Raw genomic sequence first — 16,594 nt, 5'->3', positions numbered from 1 at the left:
TATAAAAAATAAAACTTTAATTCGTGTTTTTTATTTTCACTCCCTTACAAATTTGGTTTTTATGAGATAGGAATATTTCCATGAAATAATAACATTATGTAAACTATCCATAGAAAAAAGCTGTCTTTTCTATAAAGACAGCTTTTTCTATGACACGATATTAAAAATTGAATGCGAAGTCATCGTCAGATAACTTTTCAACGTTCGTTGCTTTTACGTAACCATTTCCTTTTACAGAGAAGAAATCATGGTTTTTCGTATCTGTACGTAGACCATTTAAAACGATTGGGTTAATTTCTTCTTCTTCAAACTTCGGCTCAAGTCCTAAATTCATAAGTCCTTTATTCGCATTGTAGCGAACGAAACGATTTACATCATCTACAAGACCGATAGAAGTGTAAATTTCTTCTGTGTATGCCATTTCAATTTCATATAGTTCCATTAATAACTCTTGCGTTTCTTTTTGCACTTCTTGTTGATCTTCTGCAGAAAGCTCTGCGAAAAGTTGTTGTGCTAAAATACCGACGAATACGCCGTGAATGGACTCATCACGAATGATTAGGTTAATAATTTCACCACTTGCCGTCAATTTACCTTGACCTGCTAAGTAAAGTGGATAGAAGAATCCACTATAGAATAAGTAACTTTCTAAGAACACACTTGCTACCATTGCCATGTATAACTCTTTTTTCGTTACTTGAGGCTTTAATAAACGACGATAGTAACGAGTAATAATACCAGCCTTTTTCTCAAGTAATGGATGATTGTCTACCCATTCAAAAATATCATCAATTTCTTCTTCCGTAGCTAACGTTGTAAAAATATGACTGTAACTCTTCGCATGTACTTCTTCCATAGCTCCCATGAAAGCTAATACACTTTTTGCTTGTAAATTTTCAAGATGAACAAGTACAAGTGGCATCCCTTCGCCACCTTGTTTCGTATCTAAAAGTGTTAAACCACCTAATACACGCTTATAAGCAATTTGCTCTTCTTTTGATAATTGTGCCCAAGTATTTTTGTCAGAAGACACCGCGATTTCTTCTTCTGTCCAAAACTGAGCGATGTTTTGCTTCCAAAACATTAAACTAAAATCATCTTCCTTTTTGTTCCAGTTTACCGCACGCATTCAATCGCCCCTTCTCTAAATAAACATGAAAAATTGATAACTAAGCATGAGCAGGGTTCAGAAAACCCTGCTCATAATGTCTCACTTTTTTATATTAAACGGTACAAGCTACGCACTCTTCCACGCTTAATTTACGTGTTCTCGTATAATACAGACTCTTTAAGCCTTTTTTATGTGCATAGATGTAGTAACGTGCTAACTCACGTGTTGAAATATCACTATTGACGTAAAGAATTGTACTAATTCCTTGGTCAATATGCTCTTGAATTTCTGCAATTAAATCAATTAATTTAAACTGATTCATATCGTAAGAAGATTTATAGTACCAGAACGTATCTTTTGATAAATACGGCATTGGATAATATGTTGTCGCATTCGCATACGTTCTTGATTCGATTTGACTTACGATCGGCATTACGCTTGAAGTTGCATTTTGAACGTAACTGATAGATTGTGTTGGAGCGATAGCAAGACGGTATGAATTATATAATCCATTCTTCTGCACTTGCTCTTTTAAACTTGTCCAATCTTCTTTTGTTGGAATATGAATTCCTTCAAATAGTTGCTGAACTTTTTCAGTTACTGGGCTGTAATCTGTCGTTTCATACTTCTCAAAGTATGTGCCGTTCGCATAATCAGACTTATCGAAGTCTTTAAATGTTTCGCCTTTTTCTTTAGCGATTTCCATACTTTTCTCAATAGAGTAGTAATTTAACATCATAAAGAATGCACGTGCGAACTCTTTCGCTTCTGCACTTTCATAACCGATTTTATTTTTTGCTAAATATCCATGTAAGTTCATTGCTCCAAGTCCAACTGAATGAAGCTCATCATTTGCTTTTTTCACAGTTGGTGCATTCGGAATGATTGTCATATCAGAAACAGCTGTTAAAGCTTCCATTCCTGCATGAACTGCTTCACGAATTTCTTTATTTTCCATTACATTTACGATATTTAGTGATCCTAAGTTACAGTTAATATCGCGGCGGATAATGTCATCTGTACCGTAATCATTTATTTCAGAAGTTTCTTGTAGCTGGAAGATTTCTGTCTCGAATGTTCAACCGAGTTCGCTACTCCTCAGTCCGTTGCTCATGCAACTGCTGTATGTCACCATACAGGACAGACTATATCATCACCTACAGCATTACCTGATTAGGTGCTCCGCTTTTCGAACGCCAATCGCTTGCGCTCTACTCCCATAAGGGATAGTCGTTAGGCTTTTACTTATCTTAATCTTTCAGAAAGTCTCTTATTACTTTATGTTGTCTGATCACTCTGCTATACAAAATAATAAGATACATTCTGAACTTTTCTATGCTCATTCTAAGATAAGATTTAGCACGGTAGGTTACCTCAAACTTGAGGCTTTCCCCGTTTAACGGAGTTTTCGACTAGCATTTCTACTAGAAGGTGCTACATATTTAACACAAGTTCGACATCTTCACAGTTCCAATATCCTTCAGTGGATGCTGGTTATTTGCATTTGATTTAAACATTAAGTATGGGTAACCAGACTCAAGCTGAATCATTGCGATTTTAATAAGCATATCACGTGCACTAATATCTAGCGGCTTCTTCTTCACTTTCGGATTGCTCATTAATTCATCGTACATTTCATCAATATCAATATCATCTAAATGCTTGCCATATTCTTTAAACACCGTATAAGGCGCGAAAACATGGAAAGGTTCGTTTTTCTCAGCAAGCTCAAAGAACTTACTTGGAACGATAATTCCGATTGATAGAGACTGAATACGGCTCTTCTCGTCGGCATTTATTTTCTTTGTATCAAGGAATTCGATAATATCCCAATGGAAGATGTTTAAGTATACTGCACCAGCACCTTTTCGTTGGCCAAGTTGATTCGCATATGAAAACGAATCTTCAAGCAATTTCATAACAGGTACTACACCACTTGCAGCGTTATCAATCCCTTTAATTTGCTCACCACGCGCACGTAGCTTAGATAAGTTTAAAGCTACTCCCCCGCCAATTTTTGATAATTGCATTGCAGTATTAATGTTAAAGCCGATTGAATTTAAGCTATCGTCCATCTCTAACAAGAAACAAGACACCATTTCTCCTCTTCTGCTTCTTCCCGCATTTAAAAAGGTTGGTGTCGCTGGTTGGTAGTTTTGTTTTACAATCATGCTTGCGAATTGTTTTGCCTTCGCAACATCACCGCGTCCTAAGTATAATGACACAATTGCTACACGATCTTCATAGCTTTCTAAGTATTGTTTTTGATCATTCGTTTTTAACGCATAATCCTTGTAGAACTTAGATGCTGCCATATAAGATTGGAATTCGAAGTTTTCACCATAAGCGATGTTATATACTCCTTCTACTTCCTCCAAGCTATACTCGTCCAGAACATTGTAATAGTAATCATGTTCTTTCATATACTCCATTCGCTCTGCCACGCTATTAAAAGGAACGGTATTCTCTCTAGCTTCTTCCATAAAGACTTCTAATGCCTCTTTATCTTTATGAAGCTGATAAAAACCGTCCTGCATTTGCGTGATTTCATTATTCAGTTCAATGTGTCGCAATCTCCCGCACCCTTTCCTTAAAATATTCTACATCGTTATTTGTTCCTGATAACTCAAATTTTGATACAATAGGCACTTCATATTTAGCAGAAATTTTGTCAGCACTTGCACCGAACATGTCTCCCCAGTTACGATTGCCGCTTGCAGATACGCCTTTTAATTTGTCATTATTGCGCTCTAAAAATTCTAAAACACGTTCTGGTACATTGCCAAAACCTGTTGTATACGTAATAAGAATAAAGTCTTCATCTATTACTAGATCTTCACCAATTTGAACGGCCGGCATATTTAATTTGTGAATGAAACGCTTCACGTTTCCTGTCATAGAATCATATGCAACTAACATTTCCGACCCTCCCTCTCCAATCTATACTCTTTGTATGTCATTTCTTGATTTCTCTATATATTGTATTACGTTTCAAAATAAGACACAAGATATATGTATAAATTCTTTCTTTTTTTAACTTTTACTTTTCGACAAGACCGCCGATTTTTTTCAATACAATGACTATGAAACAACATTCTAAAACTCATGTCAATAAAGTGCTTTTCAAAAAAGTTGTCAACGAATTTAACCTCATTTTAAAAAAAGTTAACAATATATTTTGTCATAAAACGGCAAATGCTGGAGGAATATATTTCTCCAGCATCACGCAAAAAAGAACAGACATGAAACGATAATCTGTTCTAACAAACGATTACATTTATCAATTTTACTTTATTAAATATTATACATATACTTTCGTTGCTCGTTACATACTAAAAGATAACTATTATAGAAAAAGATTATTATTATGGCGTTTCAATTTATGTATGAAAAGTTTATTCAGAGTGCTCAATACGCAAAATATCTTTTACAAATATGTGATGCGGATTCTCATCTTTATCAAGCATTGTACATACAGGAGCTTCTTCATCAAAGTATACGATCATTCCTTCTATGTACTCATATGTCTGTTGAACTTGTACAGTTACTTTAATTTCTGCCGCTTGCTCATACGCCCTTTTTATTTTCTGAAGCATTTTTGTTGAACATTTTCGTTTCTCTGGATACATAACCATTCCCATACATCTATTTCCGGCTCTATCTTTCCACATATAATCCCAATGCGGTAAAATGCCTTGTTTAAAATCGCCCATAATTCTCCTCCCCTTTATCTTCTATTTATGAACGTGGCGTTTTTGAATATGTATAAATTACCTGTCCGCCGCGTTGTGCATTCCCAATAATATGTTTAAAATCTTCTCGACTTACTACAACTTTCCTAAACGTATAAAATACATCTTTCGTTGCAACATACTCCTTTATCTCACCATTTTTCAGCTGATCCAAAATTGTATTTGCTAATTGTTCATCCATGTATTTCACCTCTATGCAATATTTTATTTTATCGTATCTTTTATAGGTCAACAACTGTAAATTTTTCCTGTTGCTATGCCTTCATTTCATTTTCATTATTTTACAAGCAGTATTGCTTTATTATATGTCCACTAAATATCATATACTAACATAGCTACTTCTCTATATCAAACATTTTGGCATTCAATCATACAAAGTTCCATACCACTATGTTACAATATACAAATAGAACTAGGAGGGATACTATGATTCGGAAAGCAACAAAGACAGATGCAAAGGCAATATCTCCTTTATTGTATAATGCTCTGCATGAAATTGCTGAAAAAATCACTGGTAGCACAGTTGAAGCAAATGTATTACTAGGACTTGAAAAATGGTTCGTAAAAGAAAATAATCGATTGAGCTATGAAAACTGTTTAGTGGCGGAACAAGATGGAAAGGTAGTTGGGGTTATTGTCGCTTATCACGGTAGTGACGCTCAACAACTTGATGCACCAATCATACGCCACTTAAGAGAACTACATGAAGATGAATCCATTACGTTAGAAAAAGAAGCTGAACTTGATGAGTATTATATTGACACGTTGTCAGTTTCAAATATGTACGGCGGACGTGGCATTGGCTCTAAGTTAATCGATGCAGCTGAACTTCATGCAGCTGAAACAGGTTATGAAAAAATCGCCTTACTTGTTAATTTAGAAAACAAGCGTGCTTTTTCACTGTATGAAAAACTAGGTTACAACAAAGATAAAACCGTAATGCTCGTTGGCGAACCTTATGCTCATCTAATAAAACCATTACGTACATTAGTTTCTATATCTTAAAAAAAAGCACACGATTTTATATAAAATCGTGTGCTTTTAAGTTAATTTTGTATTTAATACACTTCCATTCATCGCCTCATGGAACGTATACTTTGTATATCCCCACGGCTTCCGATGAAAAATAGGAGGTCCAGACCATCCCATCGCCCTCAGTTCCGCACCAATCATCGTATTAAAATAGCTATGTCCTACTATCGCGATTTTCCCGTGCACCATTGCATAGTGATGTAACATGTTAGCAGCTTCTTTTGCCCTTCCCCTTGCTTCCTTATACGACTCAACATCTTTATGATACCCAACCATCCATAAAGCACGTCCAATAAAAAACCAAGTCCCCGGCTTACATTTAAACCATTCTGGTGCAAAAAAACTCGACGGTACTTCTACTTCCCTAAAAAGAGAATTTTGCACAAAGGACAAAGAATTCATTAATTCCGCTGCTGACTGTACAGCACGTCTTTGATCACTCGATACAATTAAATTTGCCGATTCTACTGCCTCAATTGTTTCAATCGGTATGTTACATTCCCTACTCATACTATCTACATCATATCTCTTCAGCCATTCATGAAATGAAGTAATTGTCATCGGTTCTATAGTACTATTCAAGCGACCATGACGAATAAAAGATATCCACATTCTTTTCACTCTCCATTCATCACTTACGAACTATATTATGTACTATTTCTTACATTCATCATAACATGCTGAAAATAAAAGTTACATATTGTTACATATCTCCGCCACTACTATGAGTAACTGAAGCATCTATTCCATCAAAATATGTATTCGTTTCATGTTGACGAATTTTCTTCAACTGTGTATAAGAAAATAAATATAAGAACAAAGCTATAAAGCTCCCCATAATTTCAAACATTATTTTACCGCTCCTATTTCCCCCTTATTAAACAGACCAACATCCATTTTCATTATAAAGATATAAACACTTTTTCTCCAGCATCATATGAAATATGGATATTATCTTATAAAATATGAATATTTTTCGACTTTTTCCTTTGAAAACATTTACAAAACAGGAAACATAGTTCAAAATAAAGGAAAATAAAAAATCCCAAATTATTCTTTTTTGGAAAAACTGTAACAAGGAGAGTTGCTTATGCAGATCGCAGAAACTGGAGATATCATCGAATTTAAAGGTGGAATGCAAGGCCGTGTTCAAAAGGTAAATCAAAACTCTGTTATTGTTGATATAACAATTATGGAGAATTTTAGAGAACTAGATATGGAACCTCTTACAGTTGTAAGTCATAAAAACTATACTGTCATTAATCAAAATGCATAATATAATAGAAAGAAAAGTCCTGTATAGTATACAGGACTTTTCTTTCTATTAACGATTATCAATCGTTTCCGGATATAGATCGTGGTTCATCATACGGTAATCTGCCATTTGTTCATACTTCGTTCCTGGTCGACCGTAGTTGCAATATGGATCAATTGAAATACCACCACGTGGTGTGAATTTGCCCCATACTTCAATGTAACGCGGATCCATTAATTTAATTAAATCATTCATAATTACATTCATACAATCTTCGTGGAAGTCACCGTGATTGCGGAAGCTAAATAAATATAACTTTAAAGATTTACTCTCTACCATTCTTTGTTCAGGAATGTAGCTAATATAAATTGTTGCAAAGTCTGGTTGTCCTGTTTTCGGGCATAAGCTTGTAAATTCAGGACAATTGAATTTTACAAAGTAATCACGGTTTGGATGGTTATTATCAAATACCTCTAAAATTTCTGGGCTATATTCAAATAAATATTTTGTATTTTGATTTCCTAATAATGTTACATCTTTTAAATCTTCATCTAATCTTCCTGCCATTTTAAACATCCCTTCTCTTTATACGCCTCGTTTATTTCCCCATACTAACGCATGAAGCTGCGGCAATACTTTCGCATCATTCATTTTTTTACAATTAACAGCTTTTTCAATAAGCCACTCATACTTATCTAATAATTTTTTAATAAGCATTGCATCATCCACTGTTTTCGTATCATCGTTCCCTACTTGTAAGAAAAATGGTACAGATGGATAACGTTCGTGCATCTTAACTGCATATTCAAAGTCGCGATCATCGAATACTACTACTTTTAAACTAATATCTTTTCCTGCTAGTTTCTGAATTACAGCATCTAACTTTTGATAATCTGTTTTCATTCCCGAACTTGGTGGTTTTGGCGAAATGGTTATCTCATCAATTTGAAGTAACCAATCTTGCCATTTACTCCCTTGTGTTTCTATCGCCGTTCGCATCCCATTCTCTTTTAATATAGAAAGAAGCGACTCAATATTTTTCAATAAAACAGGATTCCCACCCGAAATCGTAACATGAGAGAAATTTTCTCCTCCAATTTCAACAAGCTCATTCCAAATGTCTTCCGCTGGCATTTGTCTAATTTGATCTTTTGCCGATCCATCCCATGTAAAAGCAGAATCACACCAAGAACAGCTATAGTCACAGCCAGCAGTTCGAATAAACATAGTCTTTTGCCCGACAACCATGCCTTCTCCTTGAATAGTCGGACCGAATATTTCTAAGACAGGAATTTTACTCATCGAGCATCCACTCCCGTCTTACTTCCGCATAACTAGTTGGCGTCTCAAATAGACGAACAAATTCAACACGAGCTCCTTTATATTCGTTCACACGATTATCTTTCGTTAATGCTTCTGCCATCTTTTCATAAATCCAAACGACCATATTCTCAGCAGTCGTATTCATCGCTGGTAATGTTTCGTTTAAATAACGATGATCTAAATATATTTCAATTTCGTTTTTCCAAATTTCTTTTATATCTCCAAAGTCAATTGCAAGGCCTATTTCATTTACATATCCACTAATCCCAAATACAACTTTATATGTGTGACCATGTAAGTTTTTACATTTTCCTTCATAACAGTGTAAATGGTGCGCTGCATCAAATGTAAATTCCTTGCTGACCATTACTCTTTTATTATGATATTTGAGTTGTTTACGTTGAATATCCTTGTCCATTTTTTGCAAATTTTCTACGATGCGAAATCCAAAGAAATTATCCATTAGTTGTTCGCTCCTTCGCGTTCTTGTAAGTACGTATCTAATCCTGCTTTACGAAGTTGACATGCTGGACATTCACCGCAACCATCACCAATGATTCCGTTATAACATGTTAATGTTTTTTCTCTAACAAACTCGAATGCGCCAAGTTCATCAGATAATTTCCACGTGTCTGCTTTATCAATCCACATAAGTGGTGTATGAATGACAAATGGATAATCCATAGATAAATTTAATGTAACGTTTAACGATTTCACAAACACGTCACGGCAATCTGGATAACCACTAAAATCAGTTTCACATACACCCGTTACAATATGACGTGCCTCAACTTGTTTTGCTAATACAGCAGCAAATGATAAGAATAGTAAATTTCGTCCATCTACAAATGTCGATGGCAATTCACCTTCTTCATGTGTAATCTCCATATCCGTTCTCGTTAACGCATTTGGAGCAAGTTGATTTAATAGACTCATATCTAGTACCGTATGTTTAATTCCTAGCTCTTTCGCAATTTCCACTGCACAATCAATTTCTAATTTATGACGTTGATTGTAATTAAATGTTACAGCTTCTACTTCTGCAAACTGCTCTATTGCCCAAAATAAACATGTTGTACTATCTTGTCCACCACTAAAAACAACAACTGCTTTTTCTTTTTTCATTTCACTCATTCTCCTTCTCTACTACGAATAAGAAGAAAGAACGTTCTTGAACTGTCACAATAAAAAAACAAAACAATACCTAAGGATATTGTTGTTTCCATAGTTTTTTATAGAGGGAGTTCGCGAACCTCTCCCATGCGGTGCATGGAATTTCTTCTTTCATTGACAAAACATATTGTAACATATTGTATACTACCAGAAAAAATTTCTGATTTTTCCGCTATTTTATATTCCATTTCTTTCATTTTATAGTATGATTAATTTACTATTCGGAGAGAGGAGGCATCCCACTGAAACACTTTATTATTTACCTCTTTTTAAATATTTTATCCATTCTCGTTACAATGCTTATTTATCACTTATTTTGGAATCAAAAAGGGAAACGGTCTCCTAAATTAAATTCAGCTATATTTATTGTACTGTGTTGCCTCGCTACAATACTATGTATCACTTTTGCAGCAAAAACAAATAATGGTTTTCAATTTGATATGCGTCATATCGTATTAATTGTCGGTACATTGACAGGAGGGCCTATTGCTGGTGGTTCTATTTTAGCTGTATTAAACATATATCGCTTCTTATTAGGAGGAATAGGTGTTTTCCCATCCCTTATCGCTTCTATTGTTCTATTTATTGTTCTACTATTAACGTACAAATTTTTCAATCGAACTTCTAATCGTATAAAAATAGCACTTGCTATTATTTACAGTCTCACATATGGATTTAGCTGGATACCCTTCTTCCTTTCAGAAGTTACAAATAAGGTAGATTATATACCCCATATTATTGTGTATGAGTTATGTACGATGCTTGGTACGATCCTTATTTTATATTTACTACACATATTACAAACTCAGGTTCGTCTCCAAAATGAGCTTATGAACGCTGAGAAATTTCATTTAATCGGTGAAATGGCAGCTTCCATCTCGCACGAAATTCGCAATCCTTTAACTTCAACGAAAGGATTTTTACAACTATTGCAGTCTGATACATGTACCGAGCAAGAACGGAAATTATATATCGATATTGCCATTAATGGTATTGAGCAAGCAAATCATGTTCTCACAGACTATTTAACCTTTGCAAAACCGAGTATTGAAAAAGAACAAACACTACAACTCGAGGAAGAATTACTGCATGCACTATCTTTAATTACACCACTTGCCAATTTAACAAATGTCCGTACTCATTACATAAAGCAAAGTACTTCTTTCTTTATCGCTGGAGAGAAGCAAAAACTAAACCAATGCTTATTAAATATTTTAAAAAACTGCATTGAAGCTATGCCAAAAGGTGGCGATCTTTATTTCACATTAGTTCCTGATCATAAGCATATCCAGCTATATATAAAAGATACAGGAGTTGGCATGGATCAAGAACAGGTGAAGCGCCTCGGTTCTCCTTTCTATTCAACGAAAGAAAAAGGGACTGGTCTTGGAATGATGGTTGTATTCAGTGTTGTTCAAGCTATGAATGGAAAAATTGATATTATAAGTGAAAAAGGAATCGGTACAACCTTCTTATTAACCTTTCCACTCATACAAAAAACGTGATGAAATAATCATCACGTTTTTTCTGTTCCTTCAACTAATTCAGCAAAAGCTTTCACTTTTCCATGTGGTTTTTGATTCTCTTTACGTGCTTTCCAAGCACGCTCTTCTTCTCTCTTTTTCTTGGACATACTTTTCAACTCCTTCTTTTCTTTCTCCATGTAGTATTCCAAAGTAAGAAAGAAAACTATGCATGTATCAAAAAAGAAGTGGTTTCCCACTTCTTCCACTTTATCGCTGCAAAATTGCGTATTTCGCCTCTTTTAACTGTGTAAGATGTCTTTGTTCATGTAAATCAAGAAATTGAACCCACTGATACAAATTCAAATCATTAAAAACAGGATGCTTTAATCCATTTTCAACTAATTCTTTTTCATCTATGATACTATGAAGCGCATGTAATAGTTCTTGTCGTGAATGTTCTAGCAATTGAATTCCTTGCTGTTTTTTCATTAAAGTTTCTGTTGGTTGCATTTGCTGAGGAGCTTCTCTTTTATGTGTGCGATCAAGCGTAAGTTGGAGGTCTTTAAATGGAGTCGCATTTCTTTCATTTTTGTGTAGAGCATATACAAGGGCAGATGTGACAGATTGTTCAACTAAATGTAAGTGATGTAAAATTTGAATAATACTCCATTTATCACGGCGTGGCTTTACATTCACTTCTGTATCATTTAACATTTCAATTTCTGATAATAGCGTGCTTCGGGTAGACTGCAATGAGTTCACCAAACTTTCTAAACTCACATCCATATTAGATTGAAGCATACTTCTTTCCCCCCTTTTTGTTGGTGAAAAGAGGTGCTCCTTATTAGAAACACCTCTTTAGTATTCTGAATTTTCTTTTATTATCTCATCATTTTCCCATTATGTCGATGTTAAACATGTGAAAAAAAGCGCATGTTTTTTACAATTTTGTGTCGTCAATCGCATGTAACCATGCTTCAATTTCTGTAATGACACTTTTCACACAACCTTCAGCAAATGGTGATGTTAAATTTGCCACTTCTACTAATTCTAAGAATGATTTACTTCCACCTTGTTGGCAAAGGTTCACATAATCTTCCCATGCCTCTTGTCTATTATCTCTTGCGCGCTTCCAAAATTGCAGTGCACAAATTTGAGCTAACGTGTAGTCAATATAGTAGAACGGCGAGCTATAAATATGCCCCTGACGTTGCCAGAAGCCACCGCGCTCTAAATAATCATTATCTTCATAATCACGATGCGGTAAATATTTCTTCTCTATGTTACGCCATGCTGTCTTACGCTCTGCTGGTGATGCTTCTGGATTTTCATATACATAATGTTGGTATTCGTCGACAGATACACCATATGGTAAAAACAGAAGTGCTGAACTTAAGTGTGAGAAATAATATTTATCTGCATCTTCTTCAAAGAATAGTTTCATCCATGGCCATGTAAAGAATTCCATACTCATAGAATGAATCTCACACGCTTCATATGTTGGCCAATTATATTCTGGAATTTCAAATTTACGACTTTCATATACTTGGAAAGCATGACCAGCTTCATGTGTTAATACATCAATGTCACCAGATGTTCCATTGAAGTTTGAGAAAATAAATGGCGCTTTATAATTTTCGATATATGTACAATATCCGCCACCAGCTTTTCCTTTTTTCGCAACTAAGTCTAATAAATCATTATCTAACATGAAATTGAAAAATTCATCTGTTTCAGCTGATAACTCTTTATACATCGTTTTCCCATGATTAATAATCCAATCTGCATCTCCTTTTGGAGTTGGATTACCTGTAGCAAATTCAAAGTTTTCATCGTAATATGCTAGCTTTTCTACACCGATACGTGCTTTTTGTCTCTTTCTTAATTCCGTTGTAACTGGAACGATATAATCAAGTACTTGCTGACGATAATTCGCAACCATCTCCGCATTGTAATCTGTACGATACATTCTTGCATATCCTAGTTCAACAAAGTTTTTGAAACCTAAAGATTTCGCAATTTTCGTTCTTACTTTAACAAGCTCATCATAAATACGATCTAGTTCTTCCTCATTTCCAGCTAAAAATCCGTAGTATGCTTCACTTGCTGATTTACGTTCACTTCTTTCTTTTCCTTGCATAAATGGAATCAGTTGCGATAATGTTCTTTCTTCTCCCGCAAAGTCAATTTTTGCAGATGCTAACAACTGTGTATATTGTGAAGACAATTTATTCTCTAATTGTAAATCTTTCACGATTTCATCTGAATATGTTTTTAAATCACATTCTGCTAGAGCGAATAATTGCTTTCCGTAATAGGCTTCTAATTCTTCACGAAATGGAGAACTAATTAACGCCTTATAATATTTTGTTCCATATCCTTGTACAACTGGAGAGTATTCATCAAAGAAATCTTGCTCCTCCTTATAAAAAGCATCTGTCGTATCAACAGAATGACGAATGTAACAAAGATTCCCCATTGTACCAAAATCATTGCGAATTTCATTAATTGAATTGATAACTTGTTTTTGTTCTTCTACAGTTTTTGTGTTATCAAATTTCTCTAAAGCAACAGTAAATTTCTCTTTTAATTCTTCAATATTTGGCCGTTTATATTCATAGTCTTTAAATGACATGAACGAGCCTCCTCTCCATTATGTATACCTTTACTATAATTCAATACTTCTTCCCAAATCCCCTCTTAGTTTTCAACAAAATTCGGCAGCTGCCATCTTACTTACTTATATGCAAAAAAGCCTTGGATTTTTTATCCAAAGCTCCTTTGGAACATAGTATCACTTTTCATACTTTCCAATTTTTTTCAACAAATCAAGTAATTCATCCTTTTCATCCTTCGTTAACATTTCAAAAGACTGATGTATAACTTGCTCATGCCCCGGAAAAATAGAAGCAATAAAACTCTCCCCAGACTCCGTTAATTGCGCATAAATAACACGTCTGTCATTCGGACATGGGATTCTCTTTACTAATCCCTTTTTTTCCAGCTTATCTACAACATATGTAATGCTGCCACTAGCTATTAAAATGCGCTCACCAATTTGCTGAAGTGGTTGACCACCTTTATGATATAGCAGTTCTAATACAGCAAATTCAGTTGGATTTAACCCGTTACTTTGTATAGATTTATTTGTAGTATCCATAACAGAACGGTGTACACGAGATAATGCAATAAATACTTTTAAAGATTGAGAAATATCTTCTCGTTCATTATTTGATGTCATACAACTTTCAACCCTTCACTTAAATTCTCAGCAATAAAAAGAAAATACAGCTTAATACTTCATGTGAGTTCCGAATGAGCATTCACTCATCCATTTCTTCTCCCCTAATATATTACGAATCATTCTTGAATAAAAACATGACAATTTTAACATAGTTTATATATAATGATAATAAAAAAAGAAGGAGTACCACATTTGAAAGTCAAATTCCAAAGCATAGTTTTATATATATTGCTTGTTATCCTACCAACGATAGTGATTGGTGCTACATTTTATTCCTATCATACGTATAAAATGAAGCAGGAAAACAAAACATCTGCTCATACGGTTCTCTTTTTATATAGAGACTATTTAGATCATCACCTTGGTGAAGCAATTTCTGCCTTAGAAATGCTTGCAAAAGTCGTAGGTACCGAGACTGGTAACATAAATGGGATTAAACAAATTGTGCATGATACAGATGGAAACGATGCGCGCTTTTCTGGTCTATATTACGTTACACCAGAAGGAATCATTACCATCGCATCAGAAAGCGAATCAAGACCTGTAGACGTCTCAGACCGCAAGTATATTCAAGACGCATTACAAACTAAGAAAACAACTGTATCATCCGTCATTACAGATCGCGTCCTTGGACATCAAGCTATTATAATCGCTTCCCCAATATTTAACAAACAGAAGGAACTCTCAGGCTTATTGTTAGCAAGTTTACGCTTTGACTACATTTCATCTTCTTTAAATGCTATTAAACCACAATACCATTTCGAAGTAACTGATAAACATGATGTAGTTTTTCTAACTGATGACAATAATGAAACAAGCGATGCGCATTCTAATATGCTCACTACCCCACTCCAAAGGTTAAATTGGAAGGTCTCTGTTTCTCCATTACCTATCCACAAGCAAACTTTATACCAATGGGTTGCAATAGAATGTATAGCTACTTTATTTTTAATGTCTATCTTATTTTTACTCGCTCAATATATGTTATTAAAACGGCAAACAAAGCTGGAAAGACAACAAAATGAACTGCAAAAAATTGAATTGGTTGGAACTTTTGCAGCGAGTACAGCCCACGAAATCCGCAATCCTCTTACGGGAATTAAAGGACTCGTTGCGCTATTAAAAGAAAAATATAAAGATGAACAGGATCAGTTTTACTTTTCCATCATCGAACAAGAAATAGAGAGAATTAATGAAATTGTAAGTGAATTTCTTATTCTTGGAAAGCCAACTGCTATCATTGAACAAACATATGATGTGAGAACTATTCTAAATGAGGTAGCATTGATTATTCAATCTGAGGCGAATCTACATAACATTGTATTCCATCTACATTTGCCAGACCATCCTGTTCATATCCGTTGCTCAAAAGACCATATGAAACAAGTGGTTTTAAACATTACAAAAAATGCAATTGAAGCCATGACTTCTAGTGACACACTAACCATTGTCGTAACAGACAATGAAACACACGCACAATTGCAAATTATTGATACTGGAAAAGGTATTCCAAAACATATTCAAAAACACCTCTTTCATCCGTTCTTTACTAATAAAGATACTGGAACAGGTCTTGGACTTGTCATATGTAAACGAATTGTAGAGATGTACGATGGGCATATTTTTATTGACAGTAAAGAAAACAAAGGAACGACAGTTCATATCGAAATACCGTTACATAAAGTATAATTATCCTTATCACAAAAGGGTAATTATACTTATTTCATAAAACCCGCCACAAGCATTCGCCAAAAATTATTCGATTTTCCTTCATATCCGATTTGGAAAATAGGTACCTTTATAATGGAAAACCATTTTGGTGTTTGTTTTTCTTTATAGCGCTGGTATTGTAAAATAAGCTTGTCCAATTCTTGACTAACTTGAATTGTTTCCCTACTAGTTAACCCGCTTGTTAATCCTAGTTGAATCATTTCTTCACGCTTCATATGAATATCACGTGAAAGCTTTTCTAATGTGTACTTCCTTTTTACAGTAAACATCCATATCCCCCTTATTATTCTTCCATGCTCTCAACTTCACTTCACTATTGACCTTTTACCTGCTTAATCATATTCAAATTTGAAGAATCAGAAAATTAAACATTTTCTCCCTGTAATTTACAAATCTTTACCCTCACTTTGAGAATTATTACAAATTATTCTATCTTTGTAAATACATTCGCAATAATAGACATTTTTTTCATCTTCTTTTTTTACAAATACCAATTAAATAGCGGTT

20 protein-coding genes, 1 pseudogene and 1 riboswitch are annotated in these 16,594 nt (G+C 34.5%); of the genes and pseudogenes, 4 read left to right on the top strand and 17 right to left on the bottom strand.

Features of this window, described 5'->3' with window-relative positions:
* Window positions 1–160: 160 nt before the first annotated feature.
* The 6 genes and pseudogenes from nrdF to ACUN26_RS03460 all read right to left on the bottom strand — a co-directional run bounded on the left by nrdF (window position 161) and on the right by ACUN26_RS03460 (window position 5,044).
* Window positions 161–1,129: a class 1b ribonucleoside-diphosphate reductase subunit beta gene (gene nrdF / locus ACUN26_RS03485; protein ID WP_001203010.1), complete on the bottom strand. Its 969-nt coding sequence runs from the start codon at window positions 1,127–1,129 to the stop codon at window positions 161–163.
* A gap of 94 nt (window positions 1,130–1,223) precedes the next feature.
* A complete protein-coding gene (locus ACUN26_RS03480) occupies window positions 1,224–2,174 on the bottom strand; it encodes a ribonucleotide reductase (protein WP_306474175.1) in 951 nt (316 codons plus the stop codon).
* 382 nt (window positions 2,175–2,556) lie between these two features.
* Window positions 2,557–3,684 (bottom strand): annotated as a pseudogene (locus tag ACUN26_RS03475) (ribonucleotide reductase N-terminal alpha domain-containing protein); the annotation flags it as partial.
* Entirely contained in the window at window positions 3,671–4,030 is a 360-nt protein-coding gene (gene nrdI / locus ACUN26_RS03470; protein ID WP_000959449.1) for a class Ib ribonucleoside-diphosphate reductase assembly flavoprotein NrdI, read from the bottom strand. The pseudogene ACUN26_RS03475 and the gene nrdI, both read right to left, overlap by 14 nt.
* A 476-nt stretch (window positions 4,031–4,506) precedes the next feature.
* Complete coding sequence (locus tag ACUN26_RS03465; protein ID WP_000502192.1) at window positions 4,507–4,824, bottom strand: hypothetical protein; 318 nt, start codon at window positions 4,822–4,824, stop codon at window positions 4,507–4,509.
* A gap of 25 nt (window positions 4,825–4,849) precedes the next feature.
* On the bottom strand, window positions 4,850–5,044 hold the full coding sequence (locus tag ACUN26_RS03460) for a hypothetical protein (RefSeq protein ID WP_000344285.1): 195 nt from the start codon (window positions 5,042–5,044) through the stop codon (window positions 4,850–4,852).
* A 245-nt stretch (window positions 5,045–5,289) separates the two neighbouring features.
* Between ACUN26_RS03460 and ACUN26_RS03455 the strand changes: the two genes are divergently transcribed.
* Window positions 5,290–5,868 (top strand): GNAT family N-acetyltransferase, encoded by a 579-nt coding sequence (locus tag ACUN26_RS03455; RefSeq protein WP_000619577.1) that lies wholly within the window; start codon window positions 5,290–5,292, stop codon window positions 5,866–5,868.
* Between the two features lie 36 nt (window positions 5,869–5,904).
* Here the strand turns inward: ACUN26_RS03455 and ACUN26_RS03450 are convergent, their stop codons facing one another.
* A complete protein-coding gene (locus tag ACUN26_RS03450) occupies window positions 5,905–6,507 on the bottom strand; it encodes a histidine phosphatase family protein (protein WP_000264991.1) in 603 nt (200 codons plus the stop codon).
* 91 nt (window positions 6,508–6,598) lie between these two features.
* Complete coding sequence (locus ACUN26_RS03445) at window positions 6,599–6,745, bottom strand: hypothetical protein (RefSeq protein ID WP_000461689.1); 147 nt, start codon at window positions 6,743–6,745, stop codon at window positions 6,599–6,601.
* A 240-nt stretch (window positions 6,746–6,985) separates the two neighbouring features.
* Here ACUN26_RS03445 and ACUN26_RS03440 point away from each other — a divergent pair, with 240 nt between their 5' ends.
* On the top strand, window positions 6,986–7,171 hold the full coding sequence (locus ACUN26_RS03440; protein ID WP_001165081.1) for a YkvS family protein: 186 nt from the start codon (window positions 6,986–6,988) through the stop codon (window positions 7,169–7,171).
* A 48-nt stretch (window positions 7,172–7,219) separates the two neighbouring features.
* Here ACUN26_RS03440 and queF read toward each other — a convergent pair whose 3' ends face one another.
* The 4 genes from queF to queC are packed head-to-tail and all read right to left on the bottom strand — an operon-like array spanning window position 7,220 to window position 9,598.
* Entirely contained in the window at window positions 7,220–7,717 is a 498-nt protein-coding gene (queF, locus tag ACUN26_RS03435) for a preQ(1) synthase (protein WP_000918895.1), read from the bottom strand.
* Window positions 7,718–7,735: 18 nt separating this feature from the next.
* Entirely contained in the window at window positions 7,736–8,452 is a 717-nt protein-coding gene (gene queE, locus ACUN26_RS03430) for a 7-carboxy-7-deazaguanine synthase QueE (protein WP_000036310.1), read from the bottom strand.
* On the bottom strand, window positions 8,445–8,936 hold the full coding sequence (queD, locus tag ACUN26_RS03425; RefSeq protein WP_000368413.1) for a 6-carboxytetrahydropterin synthase QueD: 492 nt from the start codon (window positions 8,934–8,936) through the stop codon (window positions 8,445–8,447). The genes queE and queD overlap by 8 nt, the downstream gene beginning before the upstream one ends.
* Window positions 8,936–9,598, bottom strand: coding sequence for a 7-cyano-7-deazaguanine synthase QueC (gene queC / locus ACUN26_RS03420; protein WP_000711602.1), 663 nt, complete (start codon window positions 9,596–9,598; stop codon window positions 8,936–8,938). Before queC ends, queD begins: the two co-directional genes overlap by 1 nt.
* A gap of 93 nt (window positions 9,599–9,691) precedes the next feature.
* A riboswitch (PreQ1 riboswitch) is annotated at window positions 9,692–9,735 on the bottom strand.
* A gap of 207 nt (window positions 9,736–9,942) precedes the next feature.
* Between queC and kinB the strand changes: the two genes are divergently transcribed.
* Window positions 9,943–11,151 (top strand): sporulation sensor histidine kinase KinB, encoded by a 1,209-nt coding sequence (kinB, locus tag ACUN26_RS03415; protein WP_002038243.1) that lies wholly within the window; start codon window positions 9,943–9,945, stop codon window positions 11,149–11,151.
* An 11-nt stretch (window positions 11,152–11,162) separates the two neighbouring features.
* Here the strand turns inward: kinB and ACUN26_RS03410 are convergent, their stop codons facing one another.
* The 4 genes from ACUN26_RS03410 to ACUN26_RS03395 form a co-directional block, all read right to left on the bottom strand.
* Entirely contained in the window at window positions 11,163–11,279 is a 117-nt protein-coding gene (locus ACUN26_RS03410) for a DUF6254 family protein (RefSeq protein WP_000038354.1), read from the bottom strand.
* Window positions 11,280–11,379: 100 nt separating this feature from the next.
* A complete protein-coding gene (locus tag ACUN26_RS03405; protein ID WP_000941967.1) occupies window positions 11,380–11,913 on the bottom strand; it encodes a DinB family protein in 534 nt (177 codons plus the stop codon).
* A gap of 139 nt (window positions 11,914–12,052) precedes the next feature.
* The gene (locus ACUN26_RS03400; RefSeq protein ID WP_000008590.1) at window positions 12,053–13,747 is read right to left on the bottom strand and encodes a M3 family oligoendopeptidase; all 1,695 of its coding nucleotides are present in this window, start codon (window positions 13,745–13,747) and stop codon (window positions 12,053–12,055) included.
* A gap of 159 nt (window positions 13,748–13,906) precedes the next feature.
* A complete protein-coding gene (locus ACUN26_RS03395) occupies window positions 13,907–14,353 on the bottom strand; it encodes a MarR family winged helix-turn-helix transcriptional regulator (RefSeq protein ID WP_000203343.1) in 447 nt (148 codons plus the stop codon).
* Window positions 14,354–14,548: 195 nt separating this feature from the next.
* Between ACUN26_RS03395 and ACUN26_RS03390 the strand changes: the two genes are divergently transcribed.
* The gene (locus ACUN26_RS03390) at window positions 14,549–16,045 is read left to right on the top strand and encodes a DUF3149 domain-containing protein (protein ID WP_000865077.1); all 1,497 of its coding nucleotides are present in this window, start codon (window positions 14,549–14,551) and stop codon (window positions 16,043–16,045) included.
* Window positions 16,046–16,074: 29 nt separating this feature from the next.
* On the opposite strand, the gene ACUN26_RS03385 is transcribed toward ACUN26_RS03390, so the two are convergent.
* Entirely contained in the window at window positions 16,075–16,356 is a 282-nt protein-coding gene (locus tag ACUN26_RS03385; RefSeq protein ID WP_000495542.1) for an aspartyl-phosphate phosphatase Spo0E family protein, read from the bottom strand.
* Window positions 16,357–16,594 lie beyond the last annotated feature (238 nt).

The sequence above is a fragment of the Bacillus sp. WC2503 genome (assembly GCF_052682895.1).
Note: the sequence above shows the minus strand (reverse complement) of the source record. Positions and strands in the feature narration are given on the sequence as shown.